The 16,385-nt window shown below is 54.9% G+C and carries 14 protein-coding genes; 3 read left to right on the top strand and 11 right to left on the bottom strand.

All coding sequences use genetic code 11. The features are described 5' to 3' along the window. Window positions 1-67: 67 nt before the first annotated feature. The 9 genes from recC to rppH all read right to left on the bottom strand — a co-directional run bounded on the left by recC (window position 68) and on the right by rppH (window position 10,020). Entirely contained in the window at window positions 68-3,442 is a 3,375-nt protein-coding gene (recC, locus tag E3U32_RS11335) for an exodeoxyribonuclease V subunit gamma (RefSeq protein WP_134348861.1), read from the bottom strand. A 12-nt stretch (window positions 3,443-3,454) separates the two neighbouring features. Continuing rightward, complete coding sequence (locus E3U32_RS11330) at window positions 3,455-3,778, bottom strand: prepilin-type N-terminal cleavage/methylation domain-containing protein (protein ID WP_134348860.1); 324 nt, start codon at window positions 3,776-3,778, stop codon at window positions 3,455-3,457. Then, the gene (locus tag E3U32_RS11325; RefSeq protein WP_134348859.1) at window positions 3,763-4,164 is read right to left on the bottom strand and encodes a DUF2509 family protein; all 402 of its coding nucleotides are present in this window, start codon (window positions 4,162-4,164) and stop codon (window positions 3,763-3,765) included. The genes E3U32_RS11330 and E3U32_RS11325 overlap by 16 nt, the downstream gene beginning before the upstream one ends. Beyond that, the gene (locus E3U32_RS11320; protein ID WP_134348858.1) at window positions 4,161-4,721 is read right to left on the bottom strand and encodes a prepilin peptidase-dependent protein; all 561 of its coding nucleotides are present in this window, start codon (window positions 4,719-4,721) and stop codon (window positions 4,161-4,163) included. The genes E3U32_RS11325 and E3U32_RS11320 overlap by 4 nt, the downstream gene beginning before the upstream one ends. Continuing rightward, complete coding sequence (locus E3U32_RS11315) at window positions 4,715-5,176, bottom strand: prepilin peptidase-dependent protein (protein ID WP_134348926.1); 462 nt, start codon at window positions 5,174-5,176, stop codon at window positions 4,715-4,717. Before E3U32_RS11315 ends, E3U32_RS11320 begins: the two co-directional genes overlap by 7 nt. 184 nt (window positions 5,177-5,360) lie before the next feature. After that, window positions 5,361-6,155 carry a thymidylate synthase gene (gene thyA / locus E3U32_RS11310; protein ID WP_014885081.1) on the bottom strand — a complete coding sequence of 265 codons (795 nt, stop codon included), beginning with the start codon at window positions 6,153-6,155 and terminating at the stop codon, window positions 5,361-5,363. A 6-nt stretch (window positions 6,156-6,161) separates the two neighbouring features. Continuing rightward, window positions 6,162-7,037, bottom strand: coding sequence for a prolipoprotein diacylglyceryl transferase (gene lgt, locus E3U32_RS11305; protein ID WP_047347987.1), 876 nt, complete (start codon window positions 7,035-7,037; stop codon window positions 6,162-6,164). Between the two features lie 193 nt (window positions 7,038-7,230). Beyond that, window positions 7,231-9,477, bottom strand: a complete 2,247-nt coding sequence (gene ptsP, locus E3U32_RS11300) for a phosphoenolpyruvate--protein phosphotransferase (RefSeq protein ID WP_134348857.1) — start codon at window positions 9,475-9,477, stop codon at window positions 7,231-7,233. A 12-nt stretch (window positions 9,478-9,489) separates the two neighbouring features. Beyond that, window positions 9,490-10,020: an RNA pyrophosphohydrolase gene (gene rppH, locus E3U32_RS11295; RefSeq protein ID WP_029883214.1), complete on the bottom strand. Its 531-nt coding sequence runs from the start codon at window positions 10,018-10,020 to the stop codon at window positions 9,490-9,492. Window positions 10,021-10,703: 683 nt separating this feature from the next. On the opposite strand from rppH, the gene mutH reads away from it, so the two are divergent. From mutH to E3U32_RS11280, 3 genes are all read left to right on the top strand, one after another. Continuing rightward, window positions 10,704-11,396: a DNA mismatch repair endonuclease MutH gene (mutH, locus tag E3U32_RS11290; protein WP_134348856.1), complete on the top strand. Its 693-nt coding sequence runs from the start codon at window positions 10,704-10,706 to the stop codon at window positions 11,394-11,396. 128 nt (window positions 11,397-11,524) lie between these two features. After that, entirely contained in the window at window positions 11,525-11,743 is a 219-nt protein-coding gene (locus E3U32_RS11285; RefSeq protein WP_008499668.1) for a YgdI/YgdR family lipoprotein, read from the top strand. 131 nt (window positions 11,744-11,874) lie between these two features. After that, entirely contained in the window at window positions 11,875-12,915 is a 1,041-nt protein-coding gene (locus tag E3U32_RS11280) for an NADP(H)-dependent aldo-keto reductase (RefSeq protein WP_134348855.1), read from the top strand. 106 nt (window positions 12,916-13,021) lie between these two features. On the opposite strand, the gene lplT is transcribed toward E3U32_RS11280, so the two are convergent. Then, a complete protein-coding gene (gene lplT, locus E3U32_RS11275; protein WP_134348854.1) occupies window positions 13,022-14,215 on the bottom strand; it encodes a lysophospholipid transporter LplT in 1,194 nt (397 codons plus the stop codon). Continuing rightward, window positions 14,208-16,367 carry a bifunctional acyl-ACP--phospholipid O-acyltransferase/long-chain-fatty-acid--ACP ligase gene (gene aas, locus E3U32_RS11270; RefSeq protein WP_134348853.1) on the bottom strand — a complete coding sequence of 720 codons (2,160 nt, stop codon included), beginning with the start codon at window positions 16,365-16,367 and terminating at the stop codon, window positions 14,208-14,210. The genes lplT and aas overlap by 8 nt, the downstream gene beginning before the upstream one ends. Between the last annotated feature and the right edge of the window lie 18 nt (window positions 16,368-16,385).

The raw sequence follows: 16,385 nt of genomic DNA, 5'->3' as shown, positions 1-16,385 counted from the left end.
ACATCAGTCCGTGATAAGAAGTGCATCATAAATGAACACCCTATGCTGCGCAATTTTTATACAGCGCTCAGGACTGATTAAATTTGAACAACGGTAACAGGTAGCGCTGCGCCTCTTCCTTGATAGTCTCGAAGTACTCTGGTTCAAGCGTGCGCCATAAGCGCTGATACCAGACATCTTCACCTTCGCCCCGCACCATCATGTTTCCTTCGTAGGCCTGCATAAATTTACTGCGCGCTTTCTGCAGTGACGCCTCGTCCGTTAACATCGCATCATTCTGCACGTCATAACAGGCTTTTATCCAGGCACCGCCGCTTTCCGGCAGCAGCAGGAGCGGTTTGTTCATTCCCTGACGGTAGCCCTCAATGTACAAAGACAGGTAACTTAACGCTTGCTCCGCCTCCATCGGCGGGAAGCGCCATTCGCCCTCTTTGCGCACGAAAATCCGGCTTTCGCCTTTATGACCACCCGCACTGTAGACAAGATGTTCCAGCCAGAGTTGCAACCCCTGAGACACGCTCAGCATAGAAGGCCGCCAGCGGAGCAGCCCATCTGGCTGAACCTGAGTTAACCAGCCCGTGAGCTGTACGCCGCTGCACCTGAGATCGATTTCAATACTTTTTCCGGGCTGTCGGCACTCTCTCACGCGCTCTGCCAGAGCGGTCATCTCAAGGCACTGCGCCTCCCAGACAATCTCCCCGAACGCTCCATAGGGCAGTTGCCCTGCCGCACGGTAGCGGCGGTAGAGTTTGTCAGCATCTTCCTCTTCAACCAGCGCATTCAGCAGCTGCAGATTTAACTGATAGCGCTCCAGCCCTTCCAGGGTGAAGGGTTCTGCATCAGGAATTTCGCTCTCTTCAGAACGGAAGTTAACCTGTAATCGTTGCTGGAAGAAAGCGCGCACCGGATGTGCCCAAAACCGCTGAAGCTGTTCGAAGGTCAGGGTATCAATCGGCCGCGGGTCAAGTTCCTGAATGAAATCGGTATGCGCGCTCCCCTCTTTTTTCGCCGCCGGTAGCCACTCCTGCGCATAGCTCTGGCGCTCGCTGGCAACGTAGTTCACCGGGTCAAACGGCATGCGGCTGTGTAAACAGGTGATATGGGCTTTCACCCTCTGCTCGCTTTCATCACAGTTGCGCTCTTCATCCCCCGGCAGGTAGTGGCTCTGGCCGATATAATCCACCAGCTCCTGCACCAGGACGGAAGGGAAACGCTCGCTGTTGTCCTGAATGGAACGGCCGATGTAGCTGATATAAAGCTTGTTCTGTGCAGAAATGAGCGCTTCAAGGAAGAGGTAGCGGTCATCATCGCGGCGGCTACGGTCGCCCCGCTTTGGATCTGCGCTCATCAAGTCGAACCCCAGCGGCGCCAGCGCACGTGGATAAACGCCGTCATTCATGCCCAGCAGACAAACTACTTTAAACGGGATAGAACGCATTGGCATTAGGGTGCAGATATTAATGGGGCCGGCCAGGAAACGCTGGCTGATTCGCTCCTGGTCAAGCCGCTGCGTCAGCTCATCTCTCAGCAGTGATAAAGGAATCGCCTCGCGATAGTGGGAATTTACACCCTCGTCGACGATAGCCTGCCACTGTGTTTCAATGAGCGCCATCGCCGCTTCGGTGTCGCTGTCCGGCAGGAAGAAATCAGTGAGTAACGCCCTGCAAACCGGGAGCCACTCTTCAAGCGCACGCGGCTGCATCAGCTCGCGACGCCAGCGGTTAAGCTGCATCAGTAGCGACGCTAAATGCCCCACCAGTTCAGCAATTAACCCACTGGATTCATCGTAAGGCAGTACCTCATTCCACTCGCCCTGGCTGCTTTCCATGGCGTAGCCCAATAACATACGCGTCAGGCCAAACCGCCACGTGTGTTGACCAGTTGGGGGAAGCTCAAACTCCTGGACGTTATCGTCGTCAATACCCCAACGCACGCCAGACTCGTTCACCCACTGGCGAAGGTAACGTAACCCCTCTTCATTGATGTTGAAGCGTGCGGCCAGCACGGGCACATCCAGTAACGCCAGGACATCTTCGGAGATAAACCGGCTATCCGGAAGGGACAGCAAAGTGATAAATGCCTGTAATACCGGATGAGATTGACGGGCGCGGCGGTCCGAGATGGCGTAAGGCAGGTATCGCTCGCCCGTCGCACTACCAAAGACGGCCTGAATGAAGGGGCTGTAGCTGTCGATATCCGACACCATCACCACGATGTCGCGCGGCGTCAGTTCGGGATCCTCCTGCAGCAGCGCCAGTAGCTGGTCGTGAAGCACTTCGACCTCACGCTGTGGGCTATGGCAAACGTGAAGACTGATACTGCGATCGTCAGCCTCCAGCTTCCGTTTCTTGTCGCTGCGTTCGAACTCGTTCGCCGTCACGCCCATGACGGCACGGTTTTCCAGATCCAGAATATCTAGCTGAATATTGTGCAGCAGGCTATCCGGAGCGATCTCGACAAAGGCATCCACGTCCCCTTCACCTGAGGACGTGATGTCGGACAACATATGAATATAATCACGCCCCAGTTTCCCCCATGAGGCAAGCAGTGGATTCGGCAGGTTCTGAATACCGTTTTCATCGAAAAGCTGCGCGGCAGAGGCTCCGTCTTTAAACAGGGGCACGGTACGCTCTTCAAAAAGGCGTCGCCTCTGGCGGGTCACAAGCCGGGAAAGCCAGCGACCATCCTGAATATCCCCCCAGTAGTGGCGACATGGATTCGTAAATAAAATATGAATGTCGATATGTTTACCCAGCGCGTTCAACGCCTGCAGGTAAACCGGTGGCAATGCCGAAATACCGCAGATAAACACGCGAGAAGGCAGTCGTGCCGGTCGTTCAGCGCTGTTTTGCAGAATGGAGATAAACCGTTGGTAGAGGTTGGCACGGTGCCACTTAGGCTGGCCAAGTTTCTCCGTATGTTCCACCAGCGCTTTCCACAGGGGAGCCTGCCAGATCTGCGCCTCCGGTAAACCTTCCACAAGCTCGCCGGCTTCCCAGTGAGTCAGCCATTCCGGACGGTATACCAGATACTGGTCATAAAGATCGGCGGTGCGCGACGCCAGCTGGAACAGCTTGCGTTTATCGGTATCGTCATTGAGGTAGTGGCGCAGCATGGCGAATTCATCGTGCTGCAGCATTTCTGGCAGCAGCGCCATCAGCTTCCAGCTCATGCCTTGCTTGTTGAAGGCGCTTTGCTCCGGAATGTCCGGCAACACACGGACAAACATCTCCCAGATAAAACTCGCGGGTAGCGGGAAATCAATATTCGCGGCTATACCAAATTTACGGGAGAGCGACATTTGCAGCCACTGTGCCATACCGGTGCTCTGCACCAGCACCATCTCAGGCTCAAAAGGATCGTCAAGCCGCTCATGCTCAACGATAAATTCCATCAGTGCTTCCAGCACATCCAGACGATTTGAGTGGTAGACCCTTAACATAGACGCTCCCGACTACTGGCTAACCGGGCAATGCAGACGCGTTATCTCACCGCGCCGCCCCAGAGGAGAAATAAGTGTAGCCGTGATGCTGACACATCCGGCGAGCGTTGTCTGCCCCCGACTGGCCTGCCAGTCTGCGGGGAGAACATTTGTTGAGAGCTGTGACTGGTTCCAGGCATGGTGCCAGAGCTGGCGATACTGATTAAACACGGTAAACCGCGCCGCCAGCACCCGGTGATAACCCGACAGTGCCGTTACGACAATCACCAGCAACATCATCGCCAACAGGACCTCAACCATGCTAAACCCTTTTTCTCGGCTCACGGCAACTGACATAACGCGCTCTCCTTTAGTGGACAAAAATCACTCCAGCCGTGAGGCGAAAAGCGAACCTCTCCGTTCATTATTTCTCCTGCGCGCCAGAGCAGCAGGTCGTTGCCGCCCGCAATCAGTAACACATGCGTCTCGCTAAGTCGCCGCAGACACACTCGCCAGGTTGATGCTTTTTTGCACTGAACCTGTGGTTCTGATGACCAGCTCTGAACACGTCCCCACTCAAGCGCGGACTGCACAGATGCCTGTTGCTGAAGTGAGTAGCTCTCACCGCCAACGAGCGCACTAAACGTTGTAAGCTGCTGATTGAGACCGGCGAGGATCAGGCTGCCAAGCACCAGTAAAAGCAGAACCAGTGCCAGCGAAGACATCCCGCGTTGTCGGTTCACAGGTTGTACCCCGTGACCGTATGCCAGGCCTGCCAGGGCTCCCCCTGTTCGCCTTTACGAATGGCAGCCAGTTCGATATTCAGTTCTGGCGCAAAACCGGCATGTTCAACTTTACTCACCACAAAGTGCGTGATTACAAGCCTGTCCGGGTCTGTCAGCTTTTCCCATCCTTTTCCTTCACACGAGGTTGCGCCACGCAGGGTTTCCAGCGCGCCCGATTCCAGACGAAAACCGGTGCTGTCATTTTCAGATGCTGTGCTATCCCATTTGCCGTTACTGTTGGCGTCCCACCGCACAATGACACAACTGCCCTGCCTTGCCGTCACCAGCGCTTGTCCCTGACAGTTACCCGCGCAGTATCCCGCGCGCTGAAGCTGTTTTCCGAGGGTAAACAGGCGTTGCCAGACCTCTTCTTCCAGCTCTCGCTGGCCGGATTGCAGTAATACAGCCCGCTGTAGCCCTGGCAAAAATCGCGATGCGCTTATCAGCAAAAGGCTGCTTATTGCCGTGGCTATCAGCACTTCAGTCAGTGAGAAACCGCGCTGTCTCATCAACATAAACCGCCCTCTGCGACCTTACACATCCTGATGCGCCCTCCGTTTGAGACAATAACCAGCCATTCTCCTGCCCGGCTTTGAACCCGTATCCGTCCTGCCCATGCCGTATTCCTTAATCCATAGAACCCTAAAGACGGCGTTAACTCGCTCACAGTGACGTCAGGCCAGAGTGGAATCAGTGCAAAGGGGCTGCCTTTCTCACAGCTTTGCAAAGCAGAACTCACCAGACAGTCTCTTTCTCCACTCCGCTGAAGGGTAATTTGATGATCGCGGTTATGCTGGTTGGCATGGTTGCGCAGGAACAGCAGGTAATCTCGCACCTGACAGGCGGTTTGCCACAGCTGCTGCTGCCGTTGCCAGCTGTCCCAGCCGTACAGTCCTGAGGCGCTGAGGATAACGACAAGCGAAATGGCGACCAGCGTTTCGATAAGCGTAAAGCCGTTCTCTTTTTTCATACCGGGAGTGTGGCGAAGCGCCGTGGACATGACGAGCAATGAATTATCGTTTTACGAGGCGTTATCCGCAGAATTGGGAGAGTTGCAGCGCGTTGCACGCTTTCTGGATAGCGTATCGGGAAACGGGATGAAGACGAAAAAAAACCGGCGCTAAACAGCACCGGTTGTGTCACGCTTTATCGCATCAGATAGCAACAGGTGCTTTGATGCCAGGGTGCGGGTCGTAACCTTCAATCTCAAAATCATCAAAGCGGTAATCGAAGATTGACGCCGGTTTGCGTTTGATAATCAGCTTCGGCAGCGCGCGCGGTTCGCGCGTCAGCTGGAGATGCGTCTGCTCCATATGGTTACTGTAGAGATGGGTGTCCCCACCGGTCCAGACGAAATCACCCACTTCCAGGTCGCACTGCTGCGCCATCATGTGGACTAACAGCGCATAGCTGGCAATGTTAAACGGCAGGCCGAGGAACACGTCGCAAGAACGCTGGTAGAGCTGACAGGAAAGCTTGCCATCCGCCACGTAGAACTGGAAGAAGGCGTGACACGGCGCCAGCGCCATTTTATCCAGCTCGCCCACGTTCCAGGCAGAAACAATGATTCGACGCGAGTCCGGATCGTTTTTCAACTGGTTCATGACGGTCGTGATCTGGTCAATATGGCGGCCGTCAGGCGTTGGCCACGCGCGCCACTGCTTGCCGTAAACCGGGCCAAGGTTACCGTTTTCATCTGCCCATTCGTCCCAGATTGAGACGTTATTTTCGTGCAGATACGCAACGTTGGTATCGCCTTGCAGGAACCAGAGCAGTTCATGAATGATCGAGCGCAGGTGGCAGCGCTTTGTCGTCACCAGCGGGAAGCCTTCTTGCAGATTGAAGCGCATCTGGTGGCCAAAAATGGAGAGCGTACCGGTACCGGTGCGGTCGTTTTTTGGCGTGCCCTCATCGAGCACTTTTTTCATCAATTCAAGATACTGTTTCATGGTTCCTCAGGAAAGTTGTTGCTGTGGACGACGACGATACGCCCAAATCATCATAATGGCACCCGCGACAATCATCGGAATGGAGAGGATCTGCCCCATGCTGATGTACTGTACCCATTCGCCGGTAAACTGCGCATCCGGCTGACGGAAGAACTCGACGATAATACGGAATGCGCCATAGCCAATCAGGAACAGGCCGGACACAGCTCCCATTGGACGAGGTTTGCGGATAAACAGGTTCAGAATGATAAACAGCACCACGCCTTCCAGCGCCAGCTCGTACAGCTGAGACATATGGCGCGGCAGAACGCCGTAGGTGTCGAAAAGGGACTGCCACTCCGGATGCGACGGCAGCAGCGCGATATCTTCTGCGCGGGAGCCCGGGAAGAGCATCGTGTACGGCACGCTCGGGTCGACGCGGCCCCACAGCTCACCGTTGATGAAGTTACCCAGACGACCAGCGCCGAGACCAAACGGGATCAGCGGTGCGATAAAATCTGACACCTGGAAGAAGTTGCGTTTGGTGCGTTTGGCAAAAATCACCATCACCAGGATCACACCAATCAGGCCGCCATGGAAGGACATGCCGCCGTCCCACACGCGGAACAGATAGAGCGGATCGTTCAGGAATACCGGGAAGTTATAGAACAGCACATACCCAATACGGCCACCGAGGAACACACCGAGGAAGCCCGCATACAGCAGGTTTTCAACTTCGTTTTTGGTCCAGCCGCTGCCAGGACGGCTGGCGCGACGGCCAGCAAGCCACATGGCAAAAATGAAGCCCACCAGGTACATCAGACCGTACCAGTGAAGCGAAACAGGTCCTACTGAGAAAATGACCGGATCAAATTCCGGAAAATGCAGATAACCACTGTTCATCTGTCACCACAAGATGTTGTTATTCCGCTGAAAGTGGACAGCGGTAGAAATGCGATTCTGCCGTAAGCAGAGGCTCCAAAGTTGCGAATCATAGCATAAGGCGGGCGCGGAGGATGCGCCAGAGATGTAAAAGATGTGTATAGGGTTTTATGCGCGCTGGTGCCCCCTCCCACAGGGAGGGGGCGAAAGACGATTAGCGGCCGCCGCGGATCAGGCCGCCCATACCGCGCCGTTCCATAAACGCAGCGACCTGATGACGGACCTCAGCGGCCAGCTGCGCGTCAAGGCTGCGTTCAGCCAGCTCGCGGGCGTCGTCGATATCGATATGCCGCAACAGATACTTCACGCGTGCAACGGCGCGGCCGTTCATCGACAGGTGGCGATACCCCAAACCAATCAGGATCGCGACGCACATTGAATCCCCCGCCATTTCACCGCACAGGCGTAAATCAATGTCGTGCTGCTCCGCTTCTCGGGCAATCATCGCCAGCGCGCGAATGATCGCCGGATGCAGGCTATCGTAGATACTGGCGACGCGGGTATTGTTACGGTCAACGGCCAGAATATATTGCGTCAGGTCGTTCGTGCCGACGGAGATAAAATCGACACGGTTTGCCAGCTGCGGCAGCATGAAGACCATGGAAGGCACTTCGAGCATCACCCCAATTCGCGGTTTCGGGATCGCATAGCCAATCATCTCTTCCACTTCACGGCCCGCACGTTCGATCAGTCGACGTGACTCGTCGATCTCATCAATGCTGGTGACCATCGGCAGTAAGATGCTGAGATTGCCCGTCGCCGCGTTGGCGCGCAGCATGGCGCGCACCTGGATCAGGAAGATCTCAGGCTGATCGAGCGTAATGCGGATCCCACGCCAGCCCAGACACGGGTTTTCTTCGCTGATCGGCATATAGGGCAGCTGTTTATCTGCCCCGACGTCAAGGGTACGCAAGGTGACAGGTTTGTCGTTAAACATCTGCAGCATTCCCTGATACTGCGCCACCTGCTCCTCTTCGGAGGGAAAACCGCTCTGCAGCATGAACGGGATTTCTGTACGGTATAAGCCGATACCGTCAATGCGGCTGCCGAGCTTTTCTTCGTGCTCGGGGCTTAAACCGGCATTGAGCATGACTTTGATCCGCTCACCGCTCTTAAGCTGTGCGGGCAGGTTAACGTCATCTTCTGCCAGCTTGCTTAATTCATTCTCTTCGCTGATAAGACGCTGGTATTCCTGGAGCAGAACCGGCTCAGGATCGACCAACAGCTCACCGCGGTAGCCGTCGACCACCAGCGTAAGGCGATGCAGTACCGACGGCTGGATATCCGCCCCCATAACGGTGGGAATACCCAGCGCGCGCACCATAATGGCGGCATGTGAGTTGGCTGCACCATCGCGCACCACGACACCGGCCAGCCTGTCCTGAGGCAGTTCAGCCAGCGTCGTTGCTGAGAGTTCGTCGGCGACCAGAACAAACCGTTTTGGCCAGGCATTCGCCCCCTGAATGGTGTCATCAAGGTGGAACAGCAGGCGTTGTCCGAGGGCCCGCAGGTCCCCTGCCCGCTCTTTCAGGTAACCGTCGGTCAGCGCCGCGAATTGGTCGGCAAATTTTTCGATAACCTTCTTAACCGCCCACTCCGCGACCGAGCCTTTATCCACTTCTGCAAAAAGCTCACGGCGCAGACGCGCATCGGAGAGCAGGTGCGAATAAAGGTCAAAAATAGCCGCCGTCTCTTTTTGTGCGCCTGCGGCAAAACGCTTGCTGTAACGACGAAATTCATTCGCCGCCTCTTCCAGCGCGGCGGTAAGGCGCTCGCGCTCAAGCGCTTCATCAAGCGTAGAGGCTTCGTAAACCTGCTCCATTAACGGCAGCGTGGCGTCCATCCAGCCTTCGGCAATCGCAACGCCTGGCGATGCCGGAAGGGCACGAATGCGCGTATGCCGGTACTGGCCAAAAAGCGCGGCAAGCTGAGACTGAGAGAGGATCGCCGCCATCTGCGTGGCCAGCGTCACGAGGAAAGACTCTTCGCTTTCATCGTACTGACGTAGCTCGCGCTGCTGGACAACCAACACGCCGAGCAACTGGCGACGCTGGATAATCGGCACGCCAAGGAAAGCGCGGAAGCGCTCTTCTTTTACGGAAGGGATGTATTTAAAGCTGGGGTGTTTTTGCGCGTCAGCAAGGTTGATAGGTTCAGCCAGCCGTCCAACCAGGCCCACGATACCTTCGTCAAATGCGAGCGTGACGGTGCGTCCACGTGGTTTTTTCAAACCACGGGTTGCCATCAGGTAATAGCAGCGCCGATCGTGGTCGGCCAGATATACCGAACAGACCTCGGTCTCCATAGCAAGACAGATGTCAGTGACCAGAATATTCAGCGCCTCGTTCAGACGCGGAGCACTGGCCACCTTCTCGACTATTTCTCGCAAGCGGGTGAGCATGATTTGCGTAGCTTAACCTCTTTTACGTCGCCAGGCAGGTGTGCTCTGCGGCTTAGGCGGGATCTCCTGAAGCTGCATCACCACACTTGCAAACTCTTTCATCACCCTACGGTAAACATCGCGTTTAAATGACACGACCTGACGAACAGGATACCAATAGCTCACCCAGCGCCAGCCATCAAACTCCGGCGTACTGCTGGTTTGCATATTGATGTCTGAATCGTTGCCCACCAACTGCAACAAAAACCACTTCTGTTTCTGGCCGATACAAACCGGCTTTGTGTCCCAACGCACCAAACGTTTCGGTAACTTGTAACGCAACCAGTTGCGGGTCGAAGCCAGGATGCGAACATCTTTACGGCTTAAACCGACCTCTTCAAAAAGCTCCCGGTACATCGCTTGTTCTGGGGACTCTCCCGGATTGATCCCGCCTTGCGGGAACTGCCAGGAGTGCTGACCATATCGCCGGGCCCACATTACCTGGCCCTGACGATTACAAATTACTATTCCTACGTTCGGGCGGTAGCCATCGTCATCAATCACCGGACTACCCCAAACTAAACCTTATATATGAATGATTGTTTCACACTACAGGGAGGCGGTAAACCACTCTCTTTCAGGGCTGCAACCTAATAACATTTGAATAACTCACAAATAAGTGCTGAGTTATGAACAGATGAGCGACAGTGAAGGGAATTTTATTCACCTTTTCTGTGGATATAGTTGTGAAGAAGTGTCTGATTACCGATGAACAACCTTCATCGCCGCCTGACTCCCTCTTAAATCATATTTATATAAAATCATTATTTTCATATAGTTAAACATGTTTTCATCTACAAAAATCAGAATAGCGTGACGATCATCACATCAGGGATCGTCGTGCTGATGAAAGATCGAACAGCGTCGGTTTTATCCACAGATTGTGCCAATAAGTTAGTCACAATTTGTCTGAAAATTCGATTTTCATCGCACGTCAAGGCTGTAAATTGAAACAGTAGTCAGGGTTATACCCAGTTATCCCATTTTTCTGTGGATAACATGGTGTAAGATCCTGTTCATTGTCAGTGACCAGATTTGAACAACCCGTTTTCTGACGCGAGTGAAACGATTTCAAGCCGATAAAAAATCCTATAAATCATAGAGATATCATATTGGTACAGAAAAAGTTAAACTCCATCCACAGGGGACAAATTCTTCGTTTATTTTTTAATCAAAAGGTTACCTCCATGCATCCGCTTACACCCTTGCTCTTACCTCCCTCTAGCGAGAACCTGTTGCTACAGCAGGCACAGCGCCTGGCAGGCTTTTCGCTTGGCGAGCTGGCGGCAATAGCGGGGCTTCAGATCCCGAAGGATCTGAAGCGGGATAAAGGCTGGATCGGCATGCTGCTTGAGTTGTGGCTGGGTGCCAGCGCAGGGAGCAAACCTGAGCAAGATTTTGCCGCTCTTGGCGTAGAGTTAAAAACCATTCCTGTAGACCGCCAGGGGAAGCCCCTTGAAACCACCTTCGTCTGTGTTGCGCCATTAACCGGCAATACTGGCGTGACCTGGGAAACCAGCCATGTTCGCCACAAGCTAAAGCGCGTCCTGTGGGTACCGGTTGAAGGTGAGCGTCAGATCCCGCTGGCTGACCGCCGCGTTGGCGCACCGCTGCTCTGGAGTCCGAACGACGATGAGGAACATCAACTGCGTCTGGACTGGGAGGAACTGATGGACATGATTGTTCTTGGGCAGGTTGAGCGCATCACCGCCCGACACGGAGAAGTGTTACAGCTGCGCCCAAAAGCGGCCAATAGCAAAGCGCTCACCGAGGCAATCGGTGCACAGGGCGAGCCAATACTGACCTTGCCGCGCGGTTTTTATCTCAAAAAGAATTTCACCGGCGCGCTTCTTGCCCGCCATTTTCTCTTAAAAACATAGTTTTTTACTTATTTTGCGAGCTCTCAAACATAATCACCTGGTTTTTAAGATTTTACCGCTTTCTCCTCTTGCCATATCGGGTTAAAACTAGACTATGATTTGATACGAGCCAGATGAGGACGATAACGATGAAAAAATGGGCAGTGTTAGTTTCAGCAGTCGGTTTAGCATTTGCCGTATCGGGCTGTAGTAGCGATTACGTCATGGCGACAAAAGATGGTCGAATGATCCTGACTGACGGTAAACCCGAAGTCGATGATGATACCGGTCTGGTCAGCTACCGCGACCAGGAAGGCAATAAAATGCAGATCAATCGCGACGAAGTGTCGCAAATTATCGAGCGATAATCAGAGAGAGGTCAGTAGCTTGCTGGCCTTTTTGATTTTTTTCTTCCCCTTTTGCTTCCCCTCTGCCATGTTTATATTCCTTTGTCGGGTACACCCTGACGCGGTCTATATGTCTTATGAGGAAGCCGGCTATGCATTATCACCGTATCCCCCACAGCGCACTGGAAATAAGCCAACTGGGGTTGGGCACGATGACATTTGGTGAACAAAACAGCGAAGCCGATGCCCATGCTCAACTCGATTATGCCGTCAGCCAGGGCATTAACCTGATTGATGTCGCAGAGATGTACCCTGTTCCGCCACGTCCGGAAACGCAGGGACTTACCGAAACCTACGTCGGTAACTGGCTGGCAAAACACGGTAACCGTGAAAAGCTGGTGATTGCCTCAAAAGTCAGCGGTCCCGCGCGCAACAACGATACCGGGATCCGTCCGAACCAAGTCCTCGATCGCAAGAATATCCGCGCCGCGCTGGATGCAAGCCTGAAGCGTCTGCAAACCGACTACCTCGACCTCTACCAGGTGCACTGGCCACAGCGCCCAACCAACTGCTTCGGTAAGCTCGGCTACAGCTGGAATGAGAGTGCCCCCGCCGTTACGCTACTGGAAACGCTGGAAGCGCTGACCGAGTGCCAGCGCGCGGGAAAAATTCGCTATATTGGCGTGTCTAACGAAACGGCCTTTGGGGTAATGCGCTATCTGCACCTGGCGGATAAACACGATCTGCCTCGCATCGTCACCATCCAGAACCCGTACAGCCTGCTTAACCGCAGCTATGAGGTAGGCCTGGCCGAAGTGACGCAATATGAAGAAGTGGAACTGCTCGCCTATTCCTGTCTCGGCTTTGGCACGCTGACGGGGAAATACCTGAACGGCGCGAAGCCGGCCGGAGCGCGTAACACCCTCTTTAGCCGCTTTACCCGCTACAGCGGCGAGCAGACGCAGAAAGCCGTTGCAGCCTATGTGGATATCGCAAAGCGTCACGGTCTTGACCCTGCGCAGATGGCGCTTGCCTTCGTGCGTCGTCAACCGTTTGTTGCCAGCACCCTGCTGGGCGCGACCACCCTGGAACAGCTGAAAACCAATATTGAGAGTTTCCATCTGAACCTGAGTGAAGAGGTGTTAGCGGAGATTGAAGCGGTGCATCAGGTATACACATACCCGGCACCATAGCTGGACGCTTTTGCCGGGTGGCGGCTTCGCCTGACCCGGCCTACGTTTCGTGATGTTTGCTGATTTTGCAGGCCCGGTAGGGCGAAGCTGCCACCGGGCATAGAGATCAACGGCGACGCTGCCAAAGCCATAATCCGGCAATCGCCAGTGCGAACAGCCCACCAAATCCGACGCCAATCCCCACAACCGGCACACCGACTTTTACCGCCAGTGAATAGAGCCCCAGCATCAACAGCATCGCCAGGTTTTCACCCAGGTTTTGTACCGCAATGGCATTCCCCGCCCCGACGGTCTGCTTGCCACGTTCCTGCAGTAACGCGTTCAGCGGCACCACAAAGAAGCCCCCCAGAATACCAATCAGGACGAGGAGGACATACGCAGGCAATAAAGCATGCTGCAGCGAGAAAATAAGCACCACGACGCCAATCAGGATCCCTGCCGGCATGCAGCGCGCTACCGTTTCGAGCGTCACCAGCTTCGCCGCAGCACCTGCCCCAACCACAATGCCGATAGCCACCATTGCATTGAGATAGGTCGGCGTCGCGTTGTCAGTGATCCCCAGCGCCACCGGCACCCACAGGACCAGCAGGAAGCGCAGCGTAACGCCCGCGCCCCAGAACATACTGGTTCCCATCAGGGAGAAACGCGTTTCACCGTTACGCCACAACACACGGCAGGCATTAAAGAAACTGCCGGTCATCGGTTTAAAACGCCAGGATTGCCCCGGGCGAGCCACCGGAAGTTTCGGAATGAACAGGTTAGCGACGACCGCGCCGCCATATACCACCGCACACACGCCCAGTGCCGCCAGGACATGCCAGTCGGCCAGTACGCCGCCCGCAACGGAGCCGAGCAGGATAGCGGCAATAGTTGACGACTCCATCAGGCCATTAGCTTTCACCAGCTTATCGCCCGTGGTCAGTTCTCCGAGGATGCCATACTTCGCCGGGGAGTAGGCGGCGGCGCCAATGCCCACCAGCGTGTAGCCAATAAACGGATTGAAACCAAAACAAATACTGGCGGCGCCCAGCAGTTTGAGACCGTTGGCAAACATCATTACCCGGCCTTTAGGGAAACTGTCCGCCACCTGCCCCACAAACGGAGCAAAGACAATGTAAGCGCCCACAAACACCATCTGCAGGATCGGCTGACTCCAGTCGGGGTAAAACTCAGCTTTCAGCAGCGCCAGAGTGGCAAACAACAGCGCGTTATCGCCGAACGCAGAGAGAAACTGCGCGGCAATAACGGCCATCATGCCTTTTGACCGGAGCGATGTGTTAGTGTGTACTGACTCACGCATTTTGCTGTTCCGCCTCTTCAACCATGCCTTTCAGGGTCACGAAATCGGGCTTCCCGCTCCCCAGCACCGGGAGCTGCTTCAGGTAGCGAATATCGCGCGGCACTGCCAGTTCAGGAATACCATGTTCACGCGCATAGCTAAGTAACCTGTCTCGCTTAAGCTCGCTGTCTGTCGTGAACAGCACCAGCGCCTCACCTTTGCTGATATCACTCTTCACCACGGTTGCATGCATCTTATCGGCGGATACGGCCGTCGCCAGTTGCTCAACCATTTCCAGAGAGACCATTTCGCCGGCAATTTTGGCGAAGCGTTTTGCGCGTCCCTGAATCTGAACAAAGCCTTGTTCATCAAAACGGACAATATCACCGGTGTCGTACCAGCCGGTTTCAATCTCGCCGTTGACGTTTTCCGCTGTCGGCACCTCCAGCCGGCCTGGGTTTTCCACGCGCAGATAACCGTTCATCACGTTTGGCCCCTTCAGCTGCAGACGGCCGCCGTCCTCAATGCCCGGCACGGCCAGCAAACGCGCGTCCATCCCCGGCAGAATTCGGCCAACCGTACCCGGTTTCGCCGCCATCGGTACGTTAATCGAGACCACTGGCGCACACTCGGTAACGCCATAGCCTTCAAGAATGCGCAGGCCAAACTTGTCCTGCCAGATCTGACGCGTGCTCTCCTGCAGTTTTTCCGCGCCAGCCACCACATACCGCACGCGATAGAAATCATACGGATTGGCAAAACGCGCATAGTTACCCAGGAAGGTTGAGGTCCCGAACAGGACGGTGCAGTTACGGTCATACACCAGCTCAGGCACAATGCGGTAATGCAGCGGGCTTGGATAGAGGAACACTTCTGCACCGGTTAGCAGTGGCGTAAACAGCCCCACCGTCAGGCCAAAGGAGTGGAACAGCGGCAGCGCCGACATAAAACGGTCATCCGCAGTAAAGTCGGCAATGCTTTTGATCTGCTCAACGTTCGCCAGAATACTCTTGTGGCTATGGACAACGCCCTTCGGGTTGCCCTCTGAACCCGACGTGAAGAGAATAATCGCGTCATCTTCCGGCTGCTGTTTGACCTGGGCCAGACGCGGCATCAGCAGGTGAGCAAAAATCCACAGCTTGTCGCCGGTGGTCACGTCCGCTTTCAGATCTTCCAGGAAGACCCAGCGCACCTGGGTGAGCTGCTCGGGAAGATGCCAGAGTTTGCCTTTGTCCAGGAACTGACGGGAGGTAAAGACGGTATTAATCTGAGCGGCGGTAATGGCGCTGGTCAGCCCTTTAACACCCGCCGTATAGTTCATCATTGCCGGAATACGGCCCCGTGAAACCGCACCAAAAATCACCGCCGCGCTGATGCCCGCGTTAGGCAGCATCAGGCCAATCTTTTCGCCCTGCTTGCTGTACTTCTCAAGAATACGGCCCACAAACAGGGTTTTGGTCAGCAGTTTGCGATAGGTATCCGGGGTAAAGTTGATGTCTTCGATACAGTTTTTCTTCGCGCCATAGCGGTGCTGCGCGGAAAGCAGAGATTCGTACAGCGTTTCGCGCGGGCGAACAGCCATACGCGCTTCCATCATAATCTGATGCAGCATTTCCCCGGCGATTTTACGGCGATCGCGGGCACGCGGCGCATCGGGCATCGGTAGCGACGTTGGCGGCAGAAGATGCAGCGTGATTTTTGGGAACAGACGCTGTTTCACCAGCCCCTTCAGACGGCTGAAATGGGTCAGCTCTGCCCCTTCAATACGCAGCGGCACCACGGTCGCCTTTGACTTCGCCGCGACAAACCCCGCGCCATCGTAGATCTTCATCAGTGAACCGGTCACTGAAATGCGCCCTTCCGGGAAAATCACCACCGGACGCCCCTGCTCTACCAGACGCACCAGATGCTTAATCATCATCGGCTTTGTCGGGTCGAGCGGCACAAAATCAATCAACGGCGTGAGCCAGCGCATGTACCACTGCTGGCTAATGGAGGTATACACCGCAAACACCGGACGCACGGGCAAAAACAACGCCAGCAGGATGCCATCGATAAAGGAAACATGATTTGGAGTGATTAAAACGCGTTCGCCGCGAAGCGCCTGGGCATCGCCAGTGACGCGGATGCGAAAGAGAATACGGAAAAGTGTACGGAAGAACCCAAATAGCATCTCAACTCCCTTTGCCAG

This window comes from Lelliottia nimipressuralis (genome assembly GCF_004402045.1).
Taxonomy (GTDB): domain Bacteria; phylum Pseudomonadota; class Gammaproteobacteria; order Enterobacterales; family Enterobacteriaceae; genus Enterobacter; species Enterobacter chinensis.
Note: the sequence above shows the minus strand (reverse complement) of the source record. Positions and strands in the feature narration are given on the sequence as shown.

Coding starts and splice junctions, on each gene's coding strand:
- E3U32_RS11320 (WP_134348858.1), bottom strand. CDS start 4,721: ATGTTGATGAGACAGCGCGGTTTCTCACTGACTGAAGTGCTGATAGCC.
- lplT (WP_134348854.1), bottom strand. CDS start 14,215: ATGCGTGAGTCAGTACACACTAACACATCGCTCCGGTCAAAAGGCATG.
- recC (WP_134348861.1), bottom strand. CDS start 3,442: ATGTTAAGGGTCTACCACTCAAATCGTCTGGATGTGCTGGAAGCACTG.
- E3U32_RS11285 (WP_008499668.1), top strand. CDS start 11,525: ATGAAAAAATGGGCAGTGTTAGTTTCAGCAGTCGGTTTAGCATTTGCC.
- E3U32_RS11280 (WP_134348855.1), top strand. CDS start 11,875: ATGCATTATCACCGTATCCCCCACAGCGCACTGGAAATAAGCCAACTG.
- mutH (WP_134348856.1), top strand. CDS start 10,704: ATGCATCCGCTTACACCCTTGCTCTTACCTCCCTCTAGCGAGAACCTG.
- thyA (WP_014885081.1), bottom strand. CDS start 6,155: ATGAAACAGTATCTTGAATTGATGAAAAAAGTGCTCGATGAGGGCACG.
- E3U32_RS11315 (WP_134348926.1), bottom strand. CDS start 5,176: ATGAAAAAAGAGAACGGCTTTACGCTTATCGAAACGCTGGTCGCCATT.
- aas (WP_134348853.1), bottom strand. CDS start 16,367: ATGCTATTTGGGTTCTTCCGTACACTTTTCCGTATTCTCTTTCGCATC.
- ptsP (WP_134348857.1), bottom strand. CDS start 9,477: ATGCTCACCCGCTTGCGAGAAATAGTCGAGAAGGTGGCCAGTGCTCCG.
- lgt (WP_047347987.1), bottom strand. CDS start 7,037: ATGAACAGTGGTTATCTGCATTTTCCGGAATTTGATCCGGTCATTTTC.
- E3U32_RS11330 (WP_134348860.1), bottom strand. CDS start 3,778: ATGTCAGTTGCCGTGAGCCGAGAAAAAGGGTTTAGCATGGTTGAGGTC.